This window comes from Salinivibrio sp. PR6, assembly GCF_001995955.1.
In the GTDB taxonomy this organism is placed as follows: domain Bacteria; phylum Pseudomonadota; class Gammaproteobacteria; order Enterobacterales; family Vibrionaceae; genus Salinivibrio; species Salinivibrio siamensis.
On the sequence record NZ_MUFA01000013.1, the window covers coordinates 22,903 to 45,196 of the forward strand.

At 52.4% G+C, this 22,294-nt stretch carries 25 protein-coding genes; 17 read left to right on the forward strand and 8 right to left on the reverse strand.

Annotated elements, in window-relative coordinates; all coding sequences use genetic code 11:
* Positions 1-155: 155 nt before the first annotated feature.
* The 12 genes from BZG72_RS11560 (at position 156) to mgtE (ending at position 9,531) form a co-directional block, all read left to right on the forward strand.
* Complete coding sequence (locus tag BZG72_RS11560) at positions 156-1,118, forward strand: calcium/sodium antiporter (RefSeq protein WP_077666856.1); 963 nt, start codon at positions 156-158, stop codon at positions 1,116-1,118.
* 12 nt (positions 1,119-1,130) lie between these two features.
* Positions 1,131-2,105, forward strand: a complete 975-nt coding sequence (locus tag BZG72_RS11565) for a KpsF/GutQ family sugar-phosphate isomerase (protein WP_077666857.1) — start codon at positions 1,131-1,133, stop codon at positions 2,103-2,105.
* Positions 2,105-2,665, forward strand: coding sequence for a 3-deoxy-manno-octulosonate-8-phosphatase KdsC (gene kdsC / locus BZG72_RS11570; RefSeq protein WP_077606040.1), 561 nt, complete (start codon positions 2,105-2,107; stop codon positions 2,663-2,665). Before BZG72_RS11565 ends, kdsC begins: the two co-directional genes overlap by 1 nt.
* Positions 2,662-3,225 carry an LPS export ABC transporter periplasmic protein LptC gene (gene lptC, locus BZG72_RS11575; RefSeq protein ID WP_046073912.1) on the forward strand — a complete coding sequence of 188 codons (564 nt, stop codon included), beginning with the start codon at positions 2,662-2,664 and terminating at the stop codon, positions 3,223-3,225. Before kdsC ends, lptC begins: the two co-directional genes overlap by 4 nt.
* The gene (gene lptA, locus BZG72_RS11580) at positions 3,206-3,739 is read left to right on the forward strand and encodes a lipopolysaccharide transport periplasmic protein LptA (RefSeq protein ID WP_077666872.1); all 534 of its coding nucleotides are present in this window, start codon (positions 3,206-3,208) and stop codon (positions 3,737-3,739) included. Before lptC ends, lptA begins: the two co-directional genes overlap by 20 nt.
* 8 nt (positions 3,740-3,747) lie before the next feature.
* Entirely contained in the window at positions 3,748-4,473 is a 726-nt protein-coding gene (lptB, locus tag BZG72_RS11585) for an LPS export ABC transporter ATP-binding protein (protein WP_046073911.1), read from the forward strand.
* Positions 4,474-4,645: 172 nt separating this feature from the next.
* Positions 4,646-6,121, forward strand: coding sequence for an RNA polymerase factor sigma-54 (locus BZG72_RS11590; RefSeq protein WP_046073910.1), 1,476 nt, complete (start codon positions 4,646-4,648; stop codon positions 6,119-6,121).
* 25 nt (positions 6,122-6,146) lie between these two features.
* Positions 6,147-6,434, forward strand: a complete 288-nt coding sequence (hpf, locus tag BZG72_RS11595; RefSeq protein WP_046073909.1) for a ribosome hibernation promoting factor — start codon at positions 6,147-6,149, stop codon at positions 6,432-6,434.
* 3 nt (positions 6,435-6,437) lie between these two features.
* Positions 6,438-6,881 (forward strand): PTS IIA-like nitrogen regulatory protein PtsN, encoded by a 444-nt coding sequence (gene ptsN, locus BZG72_RS11600; RefSeq protein WP_046073908.1) that lies wholly within the window; start codon positions 6,438-6,440, stop codon positions 6,879-6,881.
* A gap of 25 nt (positions 6,882-6,906) precedes the next feature.
* A complete protein-coding gene (rapZ, locus tag BZG72_RS11605; protein WP_046073907.1) occupies positions 6,907-7,758 on the forward strand; it encodes an RNase adapter RapZ in 852 nt (283 codons plus the stop codon).
* A complete protein-coding gene (locus BZG72_RS11610) occupies positions 7,755-8,030 on the forward strand; it encodes an HPr family phosphocarrier protein (protein ID WP_046073906.1) in 276 nt (91 codons plus the stop codon). Before rapZ ends, BZG72_RS11610 begins: the two co-directional genes overlap by 4 nt.
* Before the next feature lie 133 nt (positions 8,031-8,163).
* Complete coding sequence (gene mgtE / locus BZG72_RS11615; protein ID WP_046073905.1) at positions 8,164-9,531, forward strand: magnesium transporter; 1,368 nt, start codon at positions 8,164-8,166, stop codon at positions 9,529-9,531.
* Positions 9,532-9,614: 83 nt separating this feature from the next.
* Here mgtE and rpoD read toward each other — a convergent pair whose 3' ends face one another.
* From rpoD to rpsU, 4 genes are all read right to left on the reverse strand, one after another.
* A complete protein-coding gene (gene rpoD / locus BZG72_RS11620; protein WP_046073904.1) occupies positions 9,615-11,462 on the reverse strand; it encodes an RNA polymerase sigma factor RpoD in 1,848 nt (615 codons plus the stop codon).
* 93 nt (positions 11,463-11,555) lie between these two features.
* The gene (dnaG, locus tag BZG72_RS11625; protein WP_077578660.1) at positions 11,556-13,307 is read right to left on the reverse strand and encodes a DNA primase; all 1,752 of its coding nucleotides are present in this window, start codon (positions 13,305-13,307) and stop codon (positions 11,556-11,558) included.
* Between the two features lie 82 nt (positions 13,308-13,389).
* The gene (locus BZG72_RS11630) at positions 13,390-13,833 is read right to left on the reverse strand and encodes a GatB/YqeY domain-containing protein (protein WP_077578659.1); all 444 of its coding nucleotides are present in this window, start codon (positions 13,831-13,833) and stop codon (positions 13,390-13,392) included.
* A gap of 24 nt (positions 13,834-13,857) precedes the next feature.
* The gene (gene rpsU, locus BZG72_RS11635; protein WP_046073901.1) at positions 13,858-14,073 is read right to left on the reverse strand and encodes a 30S ribosomal protein S21; all 216 of its coding nucleotides are present in this window, start codon (positions 14,071-14,073) and stop codon (positions 13,858-13,860) included.
* A gap of 253 nt (positions 14,074-14,326) precedes the next feature.
* On the opposite strand from rpsU, the gene tsaD reads away from it, so the two are divergent.
* Complete coding sequence (tsaD, locus tag BZG72_RS11640; RefSeq protein ID WP_077666858.1) at positions 14,327-15,352, forward strand: tRNA (adenosine(37)-N6)-threonylcarbamoyltransferase complex transferase subunit TsaD; 1,026 nt, start codon at positions 14,327-14,329, stop codon at positions 15,350-15,352.
* A gap of 88 nt (positions 15,353-15,440) precedes the next feature.
* Here tsaD and plsY read toward each other — a convergent pair whose 3' ends face one another.
* Positions 15,441-16,040 carry a glycerol-3-phosphate 1-O-acyltransferase PlsY gene (plsY, locus tag BZG72_RS11645; protein WP_046073899.1) on the reverse strand — a complete coding sequence of 200 codons (600 nt, stop codon included), beginning with the start codon at positions 16,038-16,040 and terminating at the stop codon, positions 15,441-15,443.
* Between the two features lie 170 nt (positions 16,041-16,210).
* Between plsY and folB the strand changes: the two genes are divergently transcribed.
* From folB to BZG72_RS11660, 3 genes are read left to right on the forward strand one after another with little or no spacing between them, the layout of a single operon-like run.
* Positions 16,211-16,564: a dihydroneopterin aldolase gene (gene folB / locus BZG72_RS11650; RefSeq protein WP_077666859.1), complete on the forward strand. Its 354-nt coding sequence runs from the start codon at positions 16,211-16,213 to the stop codon at positions 16,562-16,564.
* A complete protein-coding gene (gene folK / locus BZG72_RS11655) occupies positions 16,561-17,058 on the forward strand; it encodes a 2-amino-4-hydroxy-6-hydroxymethyldihydropteridine diphosphokinase (protein ID WP_077666860.1) in 498 nt (165 codons plus the stop codon). Before folB ends, folK begins: the two co-directional genes overlap by 4 nt.
* 5 nt (positions 17,059-17,063) lie before the next feature.
* Positions 17,064-17,861: an undecaprenyl-diphosphate phosphatase gene (locus BZG72_RS11660; protein ID WP_077578657.1), complete on the forward strand. Its 798-nt coding sequence runs from the start codon at positions 17,064-17,066 to the stop codon at positions 17,859-17,861.
* Positions 17,862-17,926: 65 nt separating this feature from the next.
* Here BZG72_RS11660 and pmbA read toward each other — a convergent pair whose 3' ends face one another.
* Complete coding sequence (gene pmbA / locus BZG72_RS11665) at positions 17,927-19,267, reverse strand: metalloprotease PmbA (RefSeq protein ID WP_046073895.1); 1,341 nt, start codon at positions 19,265-19,267, stop codon at positions 17,927-17,929.
* 128 nt (positions 19,268-19,395) lie between these two features.
* Here pmbA and yjgA point away from each other — a divergent pair, with 128 nt between their 5' ends.
* Positions 19,396-19,923 (forward strand): ribosome biogenesis factor YjgA, encoded by a 528-nt coding sequence (gene yjgA / locus BZG72_RS11670; protein ID WP_046073894.1) that lies wholly within the window; start codon positions 19,396-19,398, stop codon positions 19,921-19,923.
* Positions 19,924-19,958: 35 nt separating this feature from the next.
* Here the strand turns inward: yjgA and tldD are convergent, their stop codons facing one another.
* Together tldD and BZG72_RS11680 are read right to left on the reverse strand one after the other, a co-directional pair.
* Entirely contained in the window at positions 19,959-21,407 is a 1,449-nt protein-coding gene (gene tldD, locus BZG72_RS11675) for a metalloprotease TldD (RefSeq protein WP_077666861.1), read from the reverse strand.
* 66 nt (positions 21,408-21,473) lie between these two features.
* On the reverse strand, positions 21,474-22,292 hold the full coding sequence (locus BZG72_RS11680) for a carbon-nitrogen hydrolase family protein (protein ID WP_046073892.1): 819 nt from the start codon (positions 22,290-22,292) through the stop codon (positions 21,474-21,476).
* Positions 22,293-22,294 lie beyond the last annotated feature (2 nt).

Below are 22,294 nucleotides of genomic sequence, written 5' to 3' on the forward strand. Positions count from 1 at the left end.
CACGGCGACCATTTCATGGCGACAACCCTCATGTTGATGAATGAAATCACCGATTTCATCGCTAAAGCACGGGCTTTTCGCTTCACATTTACCCCGTTAGCCGTCAGAATTGCACCTCATTTGTACCCAATCAAAAAACGCAAAGGATAGGTGTCATGGTCATAGCGGTTGCCATACTCATTGTTGGACTCATCGTGCTAGTGTGGAGTGCCGACCGATTAGTGTTCGGCGCGGCAGCAATCGCGAAAAACTACGGGGTCTCTCCGCTGGTGATCGGGATGACTATTTTGGCCATGGGCTCCTCTGCCCCAGAGATGATGGTCTCGGCCAACGCCGCCTTAGCGGATAAAACCGACACCGCCGTGGGTAATGTGTTGGGCTCCAACATCGCTAATATTGCGCTGATCCTCGGTTTCACCGCACTGATCAAGCCCCTTTCTATTGGCTCGACTATTATTCGTCGCGAGCTGCCTCTGATGCTAGGGGTCACCGTATTGGCTGGGGTGCTGCTTTGGAACAACCACCTGGGCTTTTTTGAAGGCGTGGGGCTGTTCACCCTGTTTGTGATTTTCATCCTAATGATGCTAAAAATCGGCAAAGACTCGGGTGGCACCGATCCAATACTGGCCGACCAACAATCGGATATTCCTAATGATGTCAGTAACCTGAAAGCGGTGCTGTGGATCATCATTGGTTTGCCATTGCTGCTGGTCTCTTCCGATCAAGTGGTTGACTCGGCGGTGACCATCGCGCAGTACTTTGGCATGAGCGATTTGGTGATCGGCTTGACCATCATCGCCATTGGCACCAGCTTGCCTGAGCTCGCCGCGTCGATAGCGGGGGTAATGAAAGAGGAAGATGATTTGGCCGTCGGCAATATTATCGGCTCAAACGTGTTCAATATTCTCGCGGTGATGGGGATCCCAGGGTTACTCAACCCCTCAGCGATCAGTGAGTATGCCATGAGCCGCGATTATTATATTATGTTGGTGCTTTCCATCATGTTGCTGATTTTTGCGCTCGGTAAATCACGTAGCATCAACCGCATTGAAGGCGCTGTTTTTCTCCTTTGTTATATCGGCTATCAAGGCTACCTGTTTGTTAACGCAGCAGCCTAAACGGACACAAGTATGAGTGATTACAGTTTTGATTTTCGCCGCGCAGGGCTTGATGTGCTCAACATTGAGCAAGACGCGATTGCGCAGCTAAAAACGGCGATCGATGACCACTTCGCGGCCGCTTGCCAACTCATCTTACATGCCACGGGGAAAGTGGTGGTGATGGGCATGGGTAAATCCGGCCATATTGGTAAAAAAATCGCCGCGACATTGGCCAGCACGGGGACGCCCGCGTTTTTTGTCCATCCAGGGGAAGCCAGCCACGGCGATCTGGGAATGATAAACCAAGGTGATGTGGTACTGGCCATTTCCAACTCAGGGGAAGCCGGTGAAATCTTAACCTTGCTGCCCGTGATTAAACGCCTCGGGATCCCCTTGGTCTGTATGACCGGCAACCCTAATTCCAGCATGGGTCAGCTCGCGAAAGTGAATCTCAATATTCATGTCCCGCAAGAAGCCTGCCCATTGGCCTTGGCCCCCACCTCCAGCACCACCGCCACCTTAGTGATGGGCGATGCCCTCGCGATGGCGTTGATGCAAGCCAGAGGCTTTACCGCGAACGACTTTGCCCTCTCCCACCCCGGCGGCGCACTGGGGCGTAAGCTATTATTACGTATCAGTGATTTAATGCACCAAGACGCGCGCTTACCCGTGGTTGAGGACTCCGCCACCGTCCGTGATGCGCTTTTAGAGGTGTCAGAAAAAGGCCTAGGCATGACAGCGATTGTTGATAGCCACGGGCAACTGACGGGCGTGTTTACCGATGGCGATTTGCGCCGCTTGCTGGATATGCGCATTGACCTGCATACCACCACCATTGGCTCAGTGATGTCGACAAACCCGGTGACCATTGAACCGGAACTGCTCGCGGCAGAAGGACTCAAACTCATGGAAGAGCGTAAAATTAACGGACTGCTGGTTGCTAAAAACGGCCAGCTGCTCGGCGCCCTTAACATGCATGACCTTTTAAAAGCCGGAGTTATCTAATGGCCTCCACTGTGATTGACACCCTCTATGGCCCTGTGGCTGCCGACGTTTTTCAACGTGCGGCGGCGATAAAACTGCTGATTTGCGATATTGACGGCGTCTTCTCCGATGGCCGCGTATACATGGGCAATCAGGGTGAAGAGCTCAAAGCATTTCATACCCGTGATGGGTATGGCATCAAGTCGATTATGAATGCCGGCATCGAGGTCGCGGTGATCACAGGCCGCCAATCGCAGATTGTCGCGAACCGAATGCACGCCCTCGGTGTCCAACATGTTTATCAAGGACAAAGTGACAAACTCACCGCGTATCAAGACTTGTGCCGCCATGTTGATGTTTTACCCGCACATACGGCCTACATTGGCGATGACTTAATTGATTGGCCGGTGATGGAGAAAGTCGGGCTTGCCTGCTGTGTGGCCGATGGTCACCCACTCCTTAAGCGTCGCGCGCACTTTGTCACGCAAACAGGCGGTGGCTTTGGTGCCGTGCGTGAAGTGTGTGATCTGATGTTAGAGGCGCGTGGCGAACTCGACCAACACAAGGGCTTGAGTTTATGATCCGGCGGCTTGGCCTGCTTCTATTGGTCGTGCTTTGTGCGGTAACCGGTTACTATTTATTGGTTCAGCATGGCTGGCAGCGGGTACAGCAGGTCACGCCTGATGCCGAAAAACCGCTGTTTACTGGCGAAGCGATTCAAACCGTGCAATATGATGCGGACGGTGTGCGCAGCTACACGGTGCACGCCAAACATCTTGAGCATTATGCCAAGATTGATGAAACCCACTTTAACGAGCCCGTTCTGTGGACGTACAAAGCAGGCAAAGAGGAAGAATGGCGCGTGAGTGCAGACTACGCGATATTGTCCGATGACCACCTGTTGACCATGACGGGCAACGTGCGCATTTTTAACCTACTACCGAATGCGCAAATTGATTCGGTAGCCACTGATTCGGTGACCCTGAATCTCACCACACGAGATTTTTGGTCAGAGAGTCCGACGACGATCACCGGCACCCGTTTTCAAACCAAAGGTAAACGGGTGAAAGGAAATTTCGGTAACCACCAGATGGAATTGTTAGACGATGTTAGAGGCCGATATGAAACGACCCCTCGTTAAAGCGCTGGCAGGTGCCATGTTGCTGCTGTCGCATTACTCACTGGCTCTGAGCAGTGATACTGAGCAACCTATTTATATAGAGTCAGAAAGCCAACACCTAGATATGGCGACCAACACGGTAACCTTTACCCAAAACGTGGTCCTGACCCAAGGCAGCATTAAAATCTTGGCCGATAAACTGATCGTGATTCGCCCAGAAGGCCAAGAAGGTGATGAAATCATCGAGGCGTATGGCAAGCCGGCGACGTTTGAGCAAACCATGGACGATGGCAAAGAGATTCATGGCGAAGCCAACAAACTGCGCTACGAAGTGGGCAATGAATTTCTTAAAATGTCGACCAATGCGATGCTTGAGCAAAGTGGCAATCAGGTGGAAGGTAACGTGATCACCTATGAAATCGACAAGCAACAACTTGTAGCAGAAAGTGATAGTACCAAACGCGTCACCACGATTTTGCAGCCGAGCACCAAATCGTCATCCTCTCAGGATGCATCCACGTCAGACGAGCAATAAGAGGCGACATGGCAACACTCACAGCAGCCAATTTGGCCAAAAGTTATAAAGGGCGAAAGGTGGTCGCCGATGTCAGCTTGGAAGTGAAATCCGGTGAAATTGTTGGTCTTTTAGGCCCTAACGGTGCAGGTAAAACCACGTCGTTTTACATGATTGTCGGCTTGGTCGCTCGTGACGAAGGGGCCATCTATATCGATGACAAAGACATTAGCATTCAGCCGATGCATAACCGCTCACGCCTGGGGATTGGCTACTTGCCACAAGAGGCCTCGATATTTCGCAAGCTTAGCGTCTACGATAACCTAATGGCAGTGCTACAAACCCGTAAGTCGTTAAGCAAAGAAGAGCGCCAAGACAAGGCAGAAGATCTGTTGGATGAGTTTAATATTCAGCATATCCGTGACAGCCTAGGGATGGCCTTATCCGGTGGTGAGCGCCGTCGGGTAGAGATCGCGCGTGCATTGGCCGCCAACCCAAAATTTATTTTGCTGGATGAGCCGTTTGCAGGGGTCGACCCGATATCGGTGATCGATATTAAGAAAATCATCGAGCACTTACGTGATCGTGGCTTGGGCGTGCTGATTACCGACCACAATGTGCGCGAAACACTCAGTGTCTGTGAACATGCTTACATTGTCAGCCAAGGACACTTGATTGCACACGGTACCCCTGATGAAGTGCTTAATGATGAGCATGTCAAACGGGTCTATTTGGGTGATCAGTTCAAACTCTAATGCACCTGATTACGCCAACTCGGTGAGCGTGTTCGGATAAAATATAGTGGACTGGCTCACGCTACAAACTGCCAATCAAGGCTATAGTTAATAAAGAGCGCTTGCCCTGTTAGCCAGAGCAAGCGTTTTTAACCTCTTCGGTCGTTGAAATAAGGAAAGGTGTACCGCCTCTATGAAACCCACGCTTCAGCTTAAGCTTGGACAACAGCTCGCAATGACACCGCAATTGCAGCAGGCTATCCGTCTGCTGCAATTGTCGACGCTGGACTTGCAACAGGAGATCCAAGAAGCGTTGGAAACCAACCCGCTGTTGGAACATGACGAAGGCCAAGAGCAGGAGGCCAGTCAGCACGAGCAATCCCATGATCAAGATACCGCTGAGCAAGAAACAGCAACCGCCAGCGCGGACACCATGGAAACCTCGGACGCGTTTGAAAAGAACGAAATGCCGGACGATCTCCCGGTCGATACGACTTGGGATCATCTCTACTCTGCCGGTACCGGCAACACAGGCGCAGGGGCCAGCGGATACGACGACCAACCCGTTTACCAAGGGGAAACCACCCAAACGCTCTACGACTATTTAAAATGGCAGCTCGAACTGACGCCCTTTTCGGAAAACGATCAGGTGATCGCCATGGCGATCATTGATGCGGTGGACGATCAAGGTTACTTGTCGGTCAGCACCGAAGAGATCCTCGACAGCTTAGGAAGCGAAGAGATTGAGCTTGACGAAGTCGAAGCGGTGCTCAAACGCGTGCAACATTTTGATCCGCTGGGTGTGGCGTCTCGCTCACTGCAAGAGTGTTTGATGCTGCAACTGGCAACCTACGACGCCGATACCCCTTGGCTTAACGAGGCACGTAAAGTGCTCACCGAACACATGGACTTACTCGCCAACCGTGATTATCGCCAGTTGATGCGTGAAACCCGGCTAAAAGAGCCTGAGCTTAAGTCAGTGATGCAATTGATTCATAGCCTCGAGCCACGCCCAGGTAACTTGATTGTGACCAACGAGGCCGAATATGTGGTGCCTGATGTCTCCGTGTTTAAGCATCAAGGGCAGTGGGTGGTCCAAATCAACCCAGATAGCGTGCCCAAACTGAAAGTGAACGAGCAATACGCTGCCTATGGCCGTAATGGTTGTAGCCCCTCTGATAGCCAGTTTATTCGCTCACACCTACAAGAAGCCAAGTGGCTGATCAAAAGCCTGGAAAGCCGTAATGACACCTTGCTGAAGGTGGCACGCTGTATTGTCGAACATCAACACGACTTCTTTGAGTACGGGGAAGAGGCCATGAAGCCGATGGTGCTTAACGACATCGCCTTGGATGTCGATATGCATGAGTCAACCATTTCCCGTGTCACGACACAAAAGTTCATGCATACGCCGCGCGGTATTTTCGAGCTGAAGTACTTTTTCTCTAGTCACGTCAGTACCGACAATGGCGGCGAGTGCTCATCCACAGCAATTCGCGCACTGATCAAAAAATTGGTCGCTGACGAGCCGGCTAATAAGCCGCTTAGCGACAGTAAGATTGCCACATTGCTGGCCGAGCAAGGCATTAAAGTTGCACGACGGACCATTGCTAAGTACCGAGAGTCACTGGGTATTGCGCCGTCAAACCAGCGTAAGCGTCTGCTATAGGCGCCTCAACAGAAGGAAAGTGTGTATGCAAATCAATCTGACCGGACAGTCTGTCGACGTCACGCCACCACTACGCGAGTATGTGGAGACCAAGTTTGCTAAACTCGAGCGCTTTTTCGAGCACATTAATAATGTCCATGTTGTACTGAATGTCCAAAAGCTCGACCAGATTGCAGAAGCAACGCTCCACGTGAACAACGGGGAGATCCATGCAAAAGCACAATCGCATGATATGTATGCGGCCATCGATGGGCTGACCGATAAGCTGGTCAAGCAACTGAGTAAACACAAAGAAAAGCTCAAACAGCACTAAGCTATGGAACTGAAAGAAGTACTGTCAGTGGACTGCACCCGCAGTGCCGTCCACTGCTCTAGCAAGAAACGCGCCCTGGAAATCATCAGCCAGGTTGCTGCGGACAAGCTGGGCACCAACGCACAAACCTTGTTTGAATGCATGCTAAGCCGCGAAAAGCTGGGGACGACCGGCATTGGGGCCGGCATTGCCATTCCCCATGGCCGCACGCTCGACAGCCAACATGCTGTAGGCGTGCTGCTACAATGCGCCGAGCCCATAGAGTTTGATGCGGTGGACAAACGGCCTGTCGATCTGCTGTTTGCGCTGCTAGTGCCCGATGAACAGTGCAAGGTACACCTGCAAACCCTGTCTGCGATTGCCGAGAAGTTGAATGACAAAAAGCTGTGTCGTCAGCTGCGCAATGCCAATTCAGACCAAGAGCTGTACAATATCATTACCCAATAATGGGCAACGCTGACGGGAGCGAACTATGATGCTAAAAATTGTCAGTGGCCGTTCCGGCTCAGGAAAGTCAGTAGCATTGCGGGTACTGGAGGATCTTGGTTATTACTGCGTGGATAACCTGCCCGTCAACTTACTGCGTGACTTTGTTGTCTCGCAAGACGATGCGGACGCAAAAATTGCCGTCAGTCTCGATATTCGCAATCTCCCCAACGCCAAAGAGCCGGTTGCCGACACCTTGGCTGCACTGCGCGAAATCTGCGATGTCACTGTGTACTATTTAGACGCCGACGATAAAGATCTGATTAAACGCTTCAGTGAAACCCGTCGTCTGCATCCCCTTTCTCGACACAACCTCTCATTAGAGCAGGCCATCCAAGCTGAAAAGCAGCAAATGGCGCCAATTAAAGAGCACGCGGATCGGGTAATTAACACCACGGGCTTGTCGATTCACGACTTGAGTGAGTCCGTACGTTCACTGGTACTGGGTCGCACCAGCAGCGATTTGGTGATGGTGTTTGAATCCTTTGGCTTTAAGCATGGTTTGCCCGCCGATGCCGATTATGTCTTTGATGTCCGCTTTCTCCCCAATCCACACTGGGAGCCCGCGCTTCGCCCTCATACTGGGCTCGAGAAGCCCGTGCGTATGTTTCTCGCCGCCCAACCTGACGTGGCCATGTTGGTGGCGCAAATAAAAGGTTTCCTCGAGTCGTGGCTACCTGCACTTAAAAATAATAACCGTAGCTATGTGACCGTGGCGATTGGCTGTACCGGGGGCAAACACCGCTCGGTGTATGTCGCGCAATACTTGTCGGATTATTTTCAGGAGCTGGGCGAGCAAGTGCAAACGCGTCACCGTACCTTGGAGCAAAAACAGTGACCTCGGTATCGACTCAAGTGTGTATTCGTAACCGTTTAGGCTTGCATGCACGCGCCGCCATCAAGCTGGTTGAACTGGTGCAAGAGTATGATGCCGATGTGGTGCTGCAAAGCACAGATAAATCCGCCACTGCTGACAGTGTAATGGCCATGCTGATGCTGGAATCAGCGCAAGGCGAAACCATTACGGTATCGGCCAGCGGCCCGCAGGCAACAACAGCGCTTGATGCGGTGAAAGCATTATTTGAGGCGGGCTTCGACGAAGACAGCTAACGGTCCCTCCTCCTCACCACTGCGCTGACCAGCGCGGTGAATGGCGCTAAATCCCCTCTATCACCGATTTGTCATGCGACAGACTCCCCTGATTAGGTTAGAATTTTAGTCATTGCATTTGGGGGAGTGGCCGATGGCAGACACATTAGAACAAGAACAAAGTAACCTAACCCACCAACGGCTCCAAGAAGTCACTCAATTGCTTGAGCAAGGCATGTTTGTGCGCGTACGCCGTATGCTCGAGGACATGGAGCCAGAAGACACTGCTCACCTTTTAGAGGCCTCTCCGCCGAAAGGACGTCTGGTACTTTGGCAGCTCACCGACCCGGAAGATCAAGGTGAGATCCTTGATGAGCTCTCAGAAGATGTGAAAGACGGCATCATGGTTCGCATGGCCCCTGATCAGCTCGCGGCAGCGACGGAAGGGATGGAAACCGATGATGTCGCTTACTTACTCCGTAGCCTACCGCAAGACGTTTCCCAAGACGTGCTGGCGGAAATGGATGCCCAAGACCGGACGCGCGTACAGCAAGCCCTCTCCTACCCCGAGGAGTCCGCGGGCGGGATCATGAATACTGACGTCATCACCATTCGTGATGATGTGACCGTGGATGTGGTATTACGCTATTTGCGGATGCGCGGTGAGTTACCCGACACCACAGATACCCTGTATGTGATCGACCCAAACGGCCGCTTAATTGGTAATTTGCCGATCAGTGCCCTGTTGGTTAACCAACCGGATACCGATATCGCTGATATCATGGATGCACCGGATGAGGCGATCAGTGTCACCATGGACGACGGTGATGTCGCCAGCCTGTTTGAACGCCGTAATTGGGTCTCAGCCCCCGTGGTGGATGAGCACAACCATTTGGTCGGTCGAATCACCATTGATGATGTGGTGGACATTATTCGTGAAGACGCTGAGCACTCGATGATGAGCATGGCAGGCCTTGATGACGAAGAAGACACCTTTGCCCCCGCGTTTAAAAGTGCGCGACGTCGTAGCATCTGGCTAGGCATCAATGTATTGGCGGCCTTAACCGCGGCATCGGTCTCCAACATGTTTGAAGGCACCTTGGATAAAATGGCGGCCATCGCGGTGTTAATGACCATTGTTCCTTCCATGGGTGGCGTGGCCGGCAACCAGACCGTCGCCTTGGTGATTCGCGGCCTAGCAGTTGGCCATATTGGCGACTCCAATACCCGCTGGCTGCTGGCCAAAGAAGCCACCGTCGGCATGATTAACGGCCTTGTCTGGTCGCTGATCATTGGCGGTGTGGTGGTGTTATGGAAAGGCAGTCTTGAGCTGGGGTTGATCATTTCAGGCGCGATGATGGTCAACTTGTTTGTCGCAGGTATTGCTGGGGTGGCGATCCCCACGTTGCTGAAAAAGTACAATATCGATCCGGCATTGGCCGGTGGGATGGCCCTGACCACCGTCACCGATGTGGTTGGCCTGCTCGCGTTTTTGGGGCTGGCCACCTTATTTATTACCTAGCCTCTATTAACTAGCCTCGGTAGGATAAAAAAAGGCGAGCCATCTGGCTCGCCTTTCTCATCAGGTCGCTTGAAACCGAGCTATTACTCGTCCAAGAAGCTACGCAATGTCTCAGAGCGGCTTGGATGACGTAACTTACGCAGCGCTTTCGCCTCAATCTGGCGAATACGTTCACGGGTCACATCAAACTGCTTACCCACTTCTTCCAGCGTATGGTCGGTATTCATTTCAATACCAAAGCGCATACGCAGTACTTTCGCTTCACGTGGTGTCAGGCCAGCTAGCACGTCATTGGTTGCCATTTTGAGGTTGTTCGACGTTGCCGAATCCATCGGTAGCTCCAACGTCGTGTCCTCGATAAAGTCACCCAGGTGTGAATCTTCATCATCACCAATTGGGGTTTCCATCGAGATCGGTTCTTTGGCGATCTTCAGTACCTTGCGAATTTTATCTTCCGGCATCAACATCCGCTCAGCCAGCTCTTCAGGCAGCGGCTCACGCCCCATTTCCTGAAGCATCTGACGCGAAATACGGTTGAGCTTGTTGATAGTCTCAATCATGTGTACCGGAATACGGATGGTTCGCGCTTGGTCCGCAATCGAACGCGTGATTGCCTGACGGATCCACCAGGTCGCATAAGTTGAGAACTTATAGCCACGGCGATATTCAAACTTATCGACCGCTTTCATCAAGCCAATGTTACCTTCCTGGATAAGGTCCAAGAACTGCAGGCCTCGGTTGGTGTATTTCTTAGCAATCGAAATAACCAGACGTAGGTTGGCCTCAACCATTTCTTTTTTCGCACGGCGTGCTTTCGCTTCACCGATAGACATACGACGGCTGATGTCTTTGATCCGCTCGACCGACAAGCCCGTCTCTTCCTCGATGATCTTCAGCTTCTGCACACAGCGGCGAAGATCTTCTTCGTAACGCGCCACACGCTCTGCGTAAGGCTTGCCAGAGTTCAGTGCTTCGTCAATCCATGCATCCGATGACTCATTGCCCGCAAACAATTGAACGAAGGTTTTCTTCGGCATTTTGGCCTGATCGACACAAAGACGCATCACCAAACGCTCTTGGGTGCGCACCTTGTCCATGGTTTGACGCATGTCATTAACCAGACGATCAAACTGTTTGGGGATCAGACGGAACTGCTTAAACGTTTCAGACAGCGCATCGATCGATTCTTTCGTACGCTCATCATAACGGCCGTACTGTTGGATCGCAGTTTCCATCGCCGCATAGGTGCGACGAAGCTCGCTGAACTTCTCACGCGCCAGTTCAGGATCGATACCAACATCTTCATCACTCTCATCATCTTCGTCGGTATCGTCTTTGTCTTCGTCTTCATCATCTTCGTCATCAAGCTCTTTTTCGCTGAGCTCGGAGCCGATATGGGTCGCCGTAGGTGCGACGTCATCCTGGTCTGGATCGATAAAACCAGAAATAATGTCGGTTAAGCGAAGCTCTTCTGCTTCCACTTTATCGAACTGATCGAGCAGTGAGGCAATCGAGGCCGGATATTCTGCCACCGAACACTGCACCTGGTTGATGCCGTCTTCGATACGCTTGGCGATATCGATCTCACCCTCACGGGTCAACAGCTCAACCGTGCCCATTTCTCGCATATACATGCGAACAGGATCCGTGGTGCGACCGATTTCACTCTCCACGCTAGAAAGTGCTGCCGCCGCTGCTTCGGCTGCGTCTTCGTCGGCCACGGTTTCTGACATCATTAGCTCATCGGCATCAGGAGCGGCTTCCACCACTTGAATGCCCATGTCGTTAATCATCTGAATGATGTCTTCTATTTGGTCGGAATCGACAATGTCTTCCGGGAGGTGGTCATTAACTTCGGCATAGGTCAGATAGCCTTGCTCCTTGCCTTTTGCGACAAGCAACTTTAGCTGTGACTGCGGATTTTGATCCATAGACGATATCCAACTTCGGGTCTGAGTGAAGAATTTAGTATGCGGAAACGCAAACCGCCAATTTTAACAAATGTCACCTTTGCTGGCTACTTTCTAAACGGACTGGCTCTGTATCAGTAGCATCAGTTCCCGCTTCTCTTCGACTGATAAGCCGACGGTATTTGACTTCGCTTGCAACTTGGCTATTTGTTGTTCGACACACTGGGCGAGTATTTTATCCAGTGAATCGCAAAAAAGTTCTGACGCATTTTCATCGTCAACATGTAGATCCCAGCCAGCCAAGCGGGCTAGCAAGGGCTCTTGTTTGGTTCCCCGCCAGCGCTCAAGCAACTGACCGGTAGTGATATGGGGGCGCTGTCGACAAATCTCAAGGATGGGGTTTAACAACGCTAACCCAGGTAAATCAATGGTGTCGGCCGATGGTAACGGCGGCACTTCTTGGCCGAGTTTAGGGTACTGCACTAATAGCGCAATCACCTCACGCATCGGCGTGCGTTTAATATCCTGCTGACCATGGACTTTTACCGGCTGGCCCTGGCGACGAATCAGGGTATCGAGCTGATGGTCATCCATGATACCCAGTTTCTGTCCTAGGGTATTACGCAAATAAAGACGTAAGGTATCACCCGGCACCTTTTCAATCAGCGGCACTGCCAAATTCGCCAGCTTGGCTTTGCCCTCTTGGCTACTGGTGTCCACCTGCTTGAGCAACGTATTAAACATAAAGGTCGATAAGCTTTGTGCCTCACCTAAACGTTGCTCAAACCCCTCTTTGCCTTCTTGGCGAATCATGGAGTCAGGGTCGTCACCATCCGGCAAAAACATAAATTTTAATTGGCGACCATCATGAATATACGGCAACGCTTGCTCCATCGCCCGCCAAGCGGCATCGCGCCCGGCTCTATCGCCGTCGTAGCAACACAGTATAGTACCGGTTTGCCGGAAAAGGGTTTGAATATGTTCTCCCGTGGTCGAGGTGCCCAAGGAGGCGACCGCATAATCCACGCCAAATTGCGCCAATGCGACCACATCCATGTACCCTTCTACCACGAGTATACGCTCTGGATGGCGATAGCGTTGCATCACCTCATACAAGCCATATAGCTCACGGCCTTTATGGAAAATCGGCGTTTCTGGCGAGTTGAGGTATTTAGGGGTGCCATCGCCTAATACACGCCCACCAAAACCGATCACTCGCCCGCGGCGGTCACGGATCGGGAACATCACGCGGCCACGGAATCTGTCGTAGCTATGGCCGTTATCGTTCTCAATCAACATACCTGCGGTAAGCAACTGGCGAATATCGGCTTGATTGCGACCAAAGCGGCGCTTAATGGTGTCCCATTTATCAGGGACAAAACCGATACCAAACTGTTTAACCACTTCGCCGGATAGACCACGCTGTTTGAGGTAATCAATGGCCACTTGCCCTGCATCAGTGCGTAATTCCCCACTGTAGGTTCGGGCAATGGCTTCCATCATCTCGTAGATCTGACGCTTGTCATCACTGGGCATACTCGGACGCGTGTTACCGCCTCCTGTTTGCTCACGAGGTACCTCTAAGCCTAACGTGCTGGCGAGCTCTTCGATGGCATCAGGAAATTCGAGTCGTTCAAACTCCATCACAAAGTCGATGGCATTGCCGTGCACACCACATCCGAAGCAGTGATAAAACTGCTTGTCTTGGCTTACACTGAATGAAGGCGTCTTTTCGTTATGGAAAGGGCAACAGGCACTGTAGTTTTTGCCTTTTTTCTTGAGCTTGACCCGTGCATCAATGATCTCAACGATGTCGAGACGTGAAAGCAAGTCATCAATGAATGCGCGCGGGATTCTGCCTGCCATAACCTGAAATTTATAGGGAGAGAAGCAAACAAGCCGCGCCGTCCAAATAGGAAAGCACGGCTTGTTATAGAGTGGGAAAAGGCTAGCCTAGGTGTGCTTTAACACGCTGGCTTACTTTTCCCATATCAGCACGGCCTTGAACTTGGGGTTTTAATACCCCCATCACTTTGCCCATGTCTTGCATTGACGATGCACCGGATTGTTCAACCGCTGCTTTCACCAATGCATCGACCTCGTCATCGCTTAGAGGTTGGGGTAGAAATTCTTCTATCACCGCAATCTCAGCGAGCTCTGTCTCGGCAAGATCATCACGACCGGCTGCTTGGTACTGGGCTACGGAATCACGGCGCTGCTTAACATTTTTGGTCAGCACAGCCAGGATCTCGTCGTCGCTCAGCGACTGACGGGTATCCACCTCTTGCTGCTTAATGGCTGCCATAACAAGGCGAAGCGTCCCTAGACGTGCCTTGTCTTTTTGTTTCATCGCCGTTTTCTGGGCGTCTTTTAGACGTTCAAGCAATTCCATAGCACCTTCCTGAATCTGTCTTTATCAGTACAGACGTACGCGGCGTTGGTTTTCGCGTGCCAACTTCTTCAGGTGACGCTTCTGAGCGGCAGCTTTAGCGCGTTTGCGAACGGTAGTTGGCTTTTCATAGTTCTCACGACGGCGAACTTCAGAAAGAATACCGGCTTTTTCACAAGAGCGCTTAAAGCGACGCAGTGCTACGTCAAATGGTTCGTTTTCACGTACTTTAACTACTGGCATGTGCCTTTCACCTCGGGGGTTGTCAGTTACTGCTGGCGAACAATTGGCCAGCCTTGATTAAAAATGGTGCGAAATTCTAATCCGAAGAAGGGGTGAATGTAAAGCGCATCTGGCGAATTACTTCTAAGCCATGTAAGATTGCGCGCACGGTCAGTCTGTTCTGACCCTCTCTTCTCCACTTCGATTGTCACATTATATCATGTGGGCAATGATCTTAAATACACAATCTATCGGCTGTTAACCTGAGGTTATGATGCGCATTTTAGGCATAGAGACATCTTGTGACGAAACCGGCATTGCGATCTACGACGATCACGCAGGTCTCTTGTCACACCAACTTTACAGTCAGGTAAAACTGCATGCCGATTATGGCGGCGTGGTACCCGAGCTGGCCTCGCGCGATCATGTTAAAAAAACCTTGCCACTGATTAAAGCGGCCATGGCAGAAGCCAACCTCACCCCCGCCCAGATTGACGGTATTGCCTATACCGCCGGTCCAGGATTGGTCGGTGCCTTACTGGTTGGCTCCACCATTGGCCGAAGCCTCGCCTATGCCTGGCAAGTCCCCGCGGTGGGCGTTCACCATATGGAAGGTCACCTTCTCGCCCCGATGCTAGAAGACAACCCGCCGCCGTTCCCGTTTATTGCCTTGTTGGTCTCTGGCGGACACACACAATTGGTCGAAGTGAAAGGGATTGGTCAGTATCGCATTCTTGGCGAGTCAATTGACGACGCCGCCGGTGAGGCGTTTGACAAAACCGCCAAGCTGATGGGCCTTGACTATCCGGGAGGGCCCTTGCTGTCGAAACTGGCAGAAAACGGCACCCACGGCCGCTTTACCTTTCCACGCCCGATGACCGACCGTCCCGGTTTAGACTTTAGCTTCTCAGGGTTAAAAACCTTTGCCGCCAATACCATTGCCGCCAATGAGACGGATGCGCAAACCCGTGCTGATATTGCCTATGCGTTTCAGGATGCCGTGATCGATACCCTGGCTATCAAGTGTAAGCGTGCGCTAGACCAGTGCGGACTAAATCGCTTAGTGGTCGCGGGCGGCGTGAGTGCCAACCGTCATTTGCGGGAAAAGCTCGAAGCGCTGACGCAAAAACGGGGGGGCGATGTGTTCTATCCTCGCCCTGAGTTTTGTACCGATAATGGCGCGATGATCGCCTATGCGGGCATGCAGCGGCTTAAAAACGGCGAGCATATGGGGCTGGGTGTGAAAGCGCAGCCACGTTGGCCACTTGACACGCTTGCCGCGGTCGACAACGACGCCTAACATTGGTCAAACTAGGTAGACAAAAGGCAGCCTTACGCTGCCTTTTTGCTACTAACGCACCAGCGTATAACCTGCCTCTTCCCTGTCGCTAACGTCGCCACCAACCAAGAAGCACGGGTTTTTCGTCACCATCCAACAAGCGCCGGATATTGTCGTAGTGACGAAACAAAATCAAACACGAAAGCATGGCGACGGGCATGGTAAATTGCGGCTTAATCCACCAGGTAAATAGGGGAGCGACGATCGCTGTTACAATCGCACTCAGTGAGGAGTAGCCCGTCAACACAAGCACCAGTCCCCAGGTCGCCACCAGCAAGCCGGTTAGACTCAAACCAATCGGCGCCATCGCGCCCAGTGCGGTCGCCACCCCTTTACCGCCACGGAAATGGAAAAAGACCGGATAAATATGTCCAAGACAGGCAGCAATCGCAATCAGGCCCAGCAGGAATGGGTTAATGCCAATCAGGTAGCTTAGCCAAACGGGGATCATCCCTTTTAGCATGTCACACAGCAGCACCCATGCCGCGGCAAAACGCCCACCAAGGCGATAAACGTTAGTCGCACCTGGGTTTTTCGATCCTTGATCTCTTGGGTCTGGCAGGCCAAACGCTCGACAGACCAACACGGCACTGGACACAGAGCCAAGTAAGTAGGCAGCGATGATGATGGCAATGGCCAGTGCAGTCATGTGAAATCCCTAGAGTTTGTGCCGCATTCGTTGCTATAGTGCGCCGACGTTCATCGATAAACCTATCATGGATCGGAACGCATTGCGTATCCATCTGTCAATGAACACATCCAATAATACGAACTTTCTTACCACAGTGGTATCCGACCTGTCACGGAGTGTGAAAAAACATGGATTCCGTATTCATAGAGCAACTCGACGTGTACACCACTATCGGTGTCTACGATTGGGAACAAACCATCCAGCAAAAGTTGGTGTTGGATATTGAAATGGCGCACGATAATCAACCCGCCGCCCAACAGGATGACGTGGCGCTGGCGCTTGATTATGCCAGTATCAGTGAGGCGGTCACCGCCCATGTACAAGCCAGCCGCTGTGCGTTGATCGAACGTGTCGCGGAAGAGGTCGCTCACTTAATCCAAACCCAGTTTGGCGTCCGCTGGATTAAAGTGCGGGTAGCCAAGCCAGGCGCAGTCGCGCAGGCCAACAACGTGGGTGTAGTCATAGAGCGAGGCACACGGTGACACAAGCATTACTTAGTATTGGCTCTAACATTGAGCGCGATCGTCATATCGAACAGGCCGTTCATGCCTTACGTCAACTCGACCCTCACTGTCGCTTTTCACGCATTTTTGAGGCCGAACCGGTGGGATTCGACGGCCCCAATTTTTATAACCTCATTGCCGAGCTTCACACCTCGCTTCCGTTGCAGGACTTTTGGCAAGCCGTTCGTGACGTTGAATCGCAACAAGGCCGCGAGCGCAACGATCCTAAATGCCGCGATCGCACCATAGACATCGACTTACTCACGTTTGGCGAGCATTGCCAGGCAAAAGGGCCCATGTTGCCTCGAGACGATATCTATAAATTTGCCTTCACGCTCCGTCCGCTCGCCGAGCTCTGCCCTGACCAAGCTATTCCCGGCGATGGCCGTACCTTCGCCCAGCTTTGGCAGACCTTTGACCAAGACCAACCACTATGGCCGATTGAGACGCCAACGTATTTGAAGGATATTTAAGCACCATGAGCCTCTTTGAAGCCTTTTTTCTGGCCTTGATTCAAGGGTTAACCGAGTTTCTTCCTATTTCCAGCTCCGCACACCTTATTCTGCCTTCACAGCTTTTTGGCTGGGCCGATCAGGGGCTCGCCTTTGATGTTGCCGTACACGTCGGCACACTGGCCGCAGTGGTGGGGTATTTTCGCCGTGAAGTGTGGCGTCTGCTTAAGGCCTTTTTTGCCTCACTCAAAGGGGAGCACAGCTCGGATAGTCAATTGGCATGGATGATCGTGTTAGCCACGATCCCGGCGTGTGTGGCCGGTTTATTCTTAAAAGACGTGATCGAGCTTTACCTGCGAGCAGCCTGGGTGATCGCGGCAACCACACTGATTTTTGGTGGTTTATTGTGGTGGGCGGATCGCAAAGCGACCCAAACATGCGATGAATATCAAACCACGCCCTACCGCGCGGTACTGATAGGCGTTGCGCAAGCCCTTGCCCTCATTCCTGGCACCTCGCGCTCGGGGGCGACCATTACCGCAGCCTTAATGCTCGGTTATACACGCGAAGCCGCGGCACGTTTTTCATTTTTGATGTCAATTCCTATCATCACACTCGCCGGCTCCTATCTAGGCCTACAGCTTGCGACCAGCCCAGAGCCGGTGGCGATGGACGCGATTGGGGTTGGCTTGTTGGTATCGTTTGTCAGTGCTTATGCGTGTATTCACGCCTTTTTAAAGCTGGTGACACGGGTGGGCATGTTACCCTTCGTGATCTATCGCTTGGTATTGGGTGTGCTATTGCTGGCGTTTATCGCCGGATAAAAAAACACCAAGCACGATATACGTGCTTGGTGATCTCACACTGAGGGGGATTAGCGACCTAAGCGTTATTCCCCCGCGACTTTCATTGCATCAATGATCACTGAGCCAGTTTGAATTTGGCTGCGCGTTTCAATATCGGTGCCAATCGCGACAATGTTAGCGAACATCTCGTTGAGATTACCGGCAATGGTGATCCCACTCACCGGGTATTGGATCTCACCGTTTTCCACCCAAAAGCCTGCCGCGCCCCGTGAGTAATCCCCAGTCACTGGGTTCACCCCTTGTCCCATCAACTCAGTCACCAATAATCCCGTGCCTAAGGTTTTTAGCATGGCATCGGCATCTTGGCCGGTGTGGCTAACGTACCAGTTGTGAATACCGCCTGCATGGCCGGTTGGTTCCATGCCCAGCTTACGCGCGGCATAACTGGTGGCGAGATACGTGTTTAGTACACCCTTTTCAATGATACGCCTGTCTTGCGTGATCACCCCTTCGCTATCAAAAGGCGCACTGGCGGAGCCTTTTCGTACATGAGGCAGCTCATTGATGGTGAGCCAATCTGGGAAGATCTGCTCGCCTTTCTTATCGAGCAAGAAAGAGGACTTGCGGTAAAGTGCTGAACCGCTGATGGCCATCACCAAATGGCCAAACAGCCCGGTCGCCACACTGCGATCGAACATCACTGGCACTTGGCATGTGGAGACACTGCGTGGATTTAAGCGCGCCACGGCGTGTTTGGCCGCTTCGACTCCCACAAAGGTCGGTGTCCATAAGTCCGCTTTGTCACGCGCCACGGTGTAGCTCATGTCACGCTCCATCCCTGCATCACTTTCCGCAATCACTGAGCAGCTTAACGCTTGGCGGCTCGAGGGATAGCTGCCCAGCATGCCATGGCTGTTGCCATACACTCGCACACCATAATGACTGTCATAGCTGGCACCATCACTGAATTTGATGCGGCTGTCGTGATTGAGCGCCGCTTGCTCGGCTTCAATCGCCAAAGCGGCGGCGGTATCAGGCTCGGGCTCATCGGGATAGAACAAATCGAGATCAGGATAGTCAAACGCCATTAACGCTTTAGGCGCAGGGCCGCCAAAGGGGTCAGGCGAAGTATAGCTTGCAATCTCAAGCGCCGCTTCAACGGTTTTCGCAATCGCTTTTTCTGACAAATCAGTCGTGGATGCGCTGCCTTTGCGCTGCTCACAATATACGGTGATCCCAAGGGCACCGTCTTGATTAAACTCCACGTTTTCGACTTCGCCCATCCGCGAGCTGACGCTGATGCCGGTACTTTTGGTAATCGCCACTTCCGCCTGGTCACTTTTGGCCGATGCCATGTCGAGCGCACGGCTGACAGCTTGACGAAGTTGCTGCTCTTGCTCGGCGACTTGTTGTTTCACACTCATAGTTGACCTTTTTGATTCGCATTCAAGTTCGACACACTCAGCGCCACGCGCCTATGATAAAAAAGCCCGCGTTTGGGCGCATTTCTTGTTAACATACGTGTCATTGCACATTCTCACTGAGGTTGAACATGGGCCGTAAAAATAAACCCGCTCCCTGGGAGGAAGAGGAAGAGATCATCTGGGTCAGCAAGTCCGAGATGAAACGCGATATGCTTGCCTTGCAAGAACTTGGCGAAGCACTGGTCAAACTCAAACCAGCCGTGTTAGAAAAATTCCCGCTCGACGATGACTTGCTCAGCGCGATTACCGACGCACAACGCTTGAAAAACGAAGCACGCCGTCGCCAACTGCAATATGTTGGCAAGCTTATGCGCTCTCGCGACCCTGAACCGATTCAGGCTGCGCTTGATAAGTTGCAAAACAAGCATGCTCAGCAAACGGTCGAGCTTCACAAGCTTGAGCAGCTCCGTGACCGCATCATTGACCAAGGCGACAGTGCGATTAGCGATGTGCTTTTGCAGTATCCTGATGCCGATCGTCAACGATTACGTCAACTGGCTCGTCAGGCGAAAAAAGAGCAGCAACAAAACAAACCGCCCAAGGCGTATCGCGAAATTTTCCAGTATCTCAAAAGCTTTTACGACCAAAGCCTGTAAACTGCCACGCCAGTGCCCCGCACTGGCGTGCAGACTTAGGACTCAGTGCCTCCAACCGTCATCGCATCCAGTTTCAAGGTCGGCTGTCCAACCCCCACAGGGACGCTTTGTCCGGCTTTACCACATACCCCCACACCTGGGTCAATGGCCAAATCATTCCCCACCATTGAGACTTGCTGCATCGCTTCGATACCGCTGCCAATTAAGGTCGCCCCTTTCACTGGGGTGGTAATTTCACCGTTTTCAATCAGGTAAGCCTCTGAGGTGGAGAACACAAACTTACCCGAGGTAATATCGACCTGACCGCCACCAAAGTTTGGCGCATATAAGCCACGCTCCACACTGGCAATCATCGACGCTGGTGAGCTCTCGCCACCCAGCATGTAGGTATTGGTCATCCGCGGCATAGGCAGGTGCGCATAAGACTCTCGTCGGCCATTGCCAGTGGGCGCAACGCCCATGAGACTGGCATTGTGCTTATCTTGCATATAGCCTTTGAGCACACCGTTTTCGATTAACACATTGTACTGGCCCGGGACCCCTTCATCATCGATGCTCAGTGAGCCGCGGCGATCATTCATGGTGCCATCATCGACTATGGTGCACAGCGAAGAGGTCACCTGCTCGCCAAGGCTACCAGTAAATACCGATGACTCTTTTCGGTTAAAGTCCCCTTCAAGGCCATGACCAACAGCTTCATGTAAAAGTACGCCCGGCCACCCCGCACCCAATACCACGGGCATGGTGCCTGCCGGTGCCGCGCCGGCGCGCAGGTTGACCAGGGCTAAACGAATCGCTTCATCGGCAAATTGCAGCGCGCGTGACTTACCTGCATGCTCTTGCAAGAACACGTCATAGCCATAACGGCCACCGCCTCCCGCACTGCCGCGTTCACGGCGTCCATCTTGTTCAACCAACACAGAGACAGATAAGCGAACCAACGGGCGAATATCGGCGCCATAAGTACCATCAGTAGCCGCCACCAGCACTTGCTCATACAGGCCATTCAAGCTGGCATTTACCTCTTTCACTCGAGGCTCTTTGGCACGGATATAGCTGTCTATTTCTTTAAGTAGGGCGATTTTTTGCTCGCGCGTTAAACTTGCAAGCGGATCCGTCGGGCCATAATAAGGTTTGGCTTGTACGGCTGAAAAAGCACGCACTTTGCCTTGTCCCCCTGTCGAGGCAATACCGCGTGCTGCGGTGGCACTTTGCATCAAGGCGTCCGGGGTGAGCTGATCCGAGTAGGCAAACCCGGTTTTTTCACCGCTGATCGCTCTGACACCGACCCCACGGTCGATATTAAATGAACCGTCTTTGATGATGCTGTCTTCCAAGGCGAGGGATTCATGCCAGGTGGATTGGAAGAAAATATCACCGTAGTCAATCTGGCGACCGCTCAGGTGCGCCAGTGTCGCATGCAGTTGCGACTCACTTACGCCCGCCGGGCGCAGCAAGGTTTCTTCGACCTGTTCCAGACTCATTCGTTTACTCTTGGTTGTGGCTGCCGAACTGGCAGCCGAGAAAAAAGATAACGCGCCGAGGGTGCGCTATTTCAGTTGGCTTTGCAACCGGGTATGAGACAGTACGGGCATCTTATGCCGAATGGATTCCCCCACACTTAAATCAAGTTCAGCCCAGGTAACGCCTGGCTCACTCCCCAGCGACGCCACGACCTGCCCCCAAGGGTCGATGATCATCGAGTGCCCCCAAGTTTGGCGCCCTTTGCTGTGCTCACCACACTGCCCTGCCGCAATCACCCAGCATTGGGTTTCTATCGCTCGCGCCCGCAACAAGGTTTCCCAGTGCGCTTGACCGGTCACGCGTGTAAAGGCCGCCGGCACAGTGATAATGTCGGCACCTTGGGCACGTAGCGCTTGATACATGGGGGCAAAGCGCACATCGTAGCAGATACTTAATCCAAGGCAGCCAAAGGGGGTATCGAGTGTCGCGAGACGGTCACCCGCTTCAAAGTAGTCAGACTCACAATACCGCCCGTGGGCATCGGCCACTTCCACATCAAACAAGTGCAATTTGTCATAGCTGCCGCGTAAATGCCCAGCGTTATCAAACACCAAGCTGGTACTGCTTAACATGCCGTTGTCGTTTTGAATTGGAAAGGCGCCGACCACCAGCCAAAGGTCATAATGATGGGCCAATTCAGCAAGTTGTTGCTGCAATGGACCGTGACCCAATCGCTCGGCATGGCGCTGATAATCTTGTTTACTGCCAAACACTAGGGCATTTTCTGGGGTAAGCACCAGTTTGACGCCTTGTTCACTCAAGCGATGTAAACTGGCTTGCAATGCCTTCATGTTGTGGCTGGGATCGGCGCTGGATGTCATCTGGACAACACCTGCTTTCATCATGC

Coding starts and splice junctions, on each gene's coding strand:
- BZG72_RS11560 (WP_077666856.1), top strand. CDS start 156: ATGGTCATAGCGGTTGCCATACTCATTGTTGGACTCATCGTGCTAGTG.
- BZG72_RS11565 (WP_077666857.1), top strand. CDS start 1,131: ATGAGTGATTACAGTTTTGATTTTCGCCGCGCAGGGCTTGATGTGCTC.
- kdsC (WP_077606040.1), top strand. CDS start 2,105: ATGGCCTCCACTGTGATTGACACCCTCTATGGCCCTGTGGCTGCCGAC.
- lptC (WP_046073912.1), top strand. CDS start 2,662: ATGATCCGGCGGCTTGGCCTGCTTCTATTGGTCGTGCTTTGTGCGGTA.
- lptA (WP_077666872.1), top strand. CDS start 3,206: ATGAAACGACCCCTCGTTAAAGCGCTGGCAGGTGCCATGTTGCTGCTG.
- lptB (WP_046073911.1), top strand. CDS start 3,748: ATGGCAACACTCACAGCAGCCAATTTGGCCAAAAGTTATAAAGGGCGA.
- BZG72_RS11590 (WP_046073910.1), top strand. CDS start 4,646: ATGAAACCCACGCTTCAGCTTAAGCTTGGACAACAGCTCGCAATGACA.
- hpf (WP_046073909.1), top strand. CDS start 6,147: ATGCAAATCAATCTGACCGGACAGTCTGTCGACGTCACGCCACCACTA.
- ptsN (WP_046073908.1), top strand. CDS start 6,438: ATGGAACTGAAAGAAGTACTGTCAGTGGACTGCACCCGCAGTGCCGTC.
- rapZ (WP_046073907.1), top strand. CDS start 6,907: ATGATGCTAAAAATTGTCAGTGGCCGTTCCGGCTCAGGAAAGTCAGTA.
- mgtE (WP_046073905.1), top strand. CDS start 8,164: ATGGCAGACACATTAGAACAAGAACAAAGTAACCTAACCCACCAACGG.
- rpoD (WP_046073904.1), bottom strand. CDS start 11,462: ATGGATCAAAATCCGCAGTCACAGCTAAAGTTGCTTGTCGCAAAAGGC.
- dnaG (WP_077578660.1), bottom strand. CDS start 13,307: ATGGCAGGCAGAATCCCGCGCGCATTCATTGATGACTTGCTTTCACGT.
- BZG72_RS11630 (WP_077578659.1), bottom strand. CDS start 13,833: ATGGAATTGCTTGAACGTCTAAAAGACGCCCAGAAAACGGCGATGAAA.
- rpsU (WP_046073901.1), bottom strand. CDS start 14,073: ATGCCAGTAGTTAAAGTACGTGAAAACGAACCATTTGACGTAGCACTG.
- tsaD (WP_077666858.1), top strand. CDS start 14,327: ATGCGCATTTTAGGCATAGAGACATCTTGTGACGAAACCGGCATTGCG.
- plsY (WP_046073899.1), bottom strand. CDS start 16,040: ATGACTGCACTGGCCATTGCCATCATCATCGCTGCCTACTTACTTGGC.
- folB (WP_077666859.1), top strand. CDS start 16,211: ATGGATTCCGTATTCATAGAGCAACTCGACGTGTACACCACTATCGGT.
- BZG72_RS11660 (WP_077578657.1), top strand. CDS start 17,064: ATGAGCCTCTTTGAAGCCTTTTTTCTGGCCTTGATTCAAGGGTTAACC.
- pmbA (WP_046073895.1), bottom strand. CDS start 19,267: ATGAGTGTGAAACAACAAGTCGCCGAGCAAGAGCAGCAACTTCGTCAA.
- yjgA (WP_046073894.1), top strand. CDS start 19,396: ATGGGCCGTAAAAATAAACCCGCTCCCTGGGAGGAAGAGGAAGAGATC.
- tldD (WP_077666861.1), bottom strand. CDS start 21,407: ATGAGTCTGGAACAGGTCGAAGAAACCTTGCTGCGCCCGGCGGGCGTA.
- BZG72_RS11680 (WP_046073892.1), bottom strand. CDS start 22,292: ATGATGAAAGCAGGTGTTGTCCAGATGACATCCAGCGCCGATCCCAGC.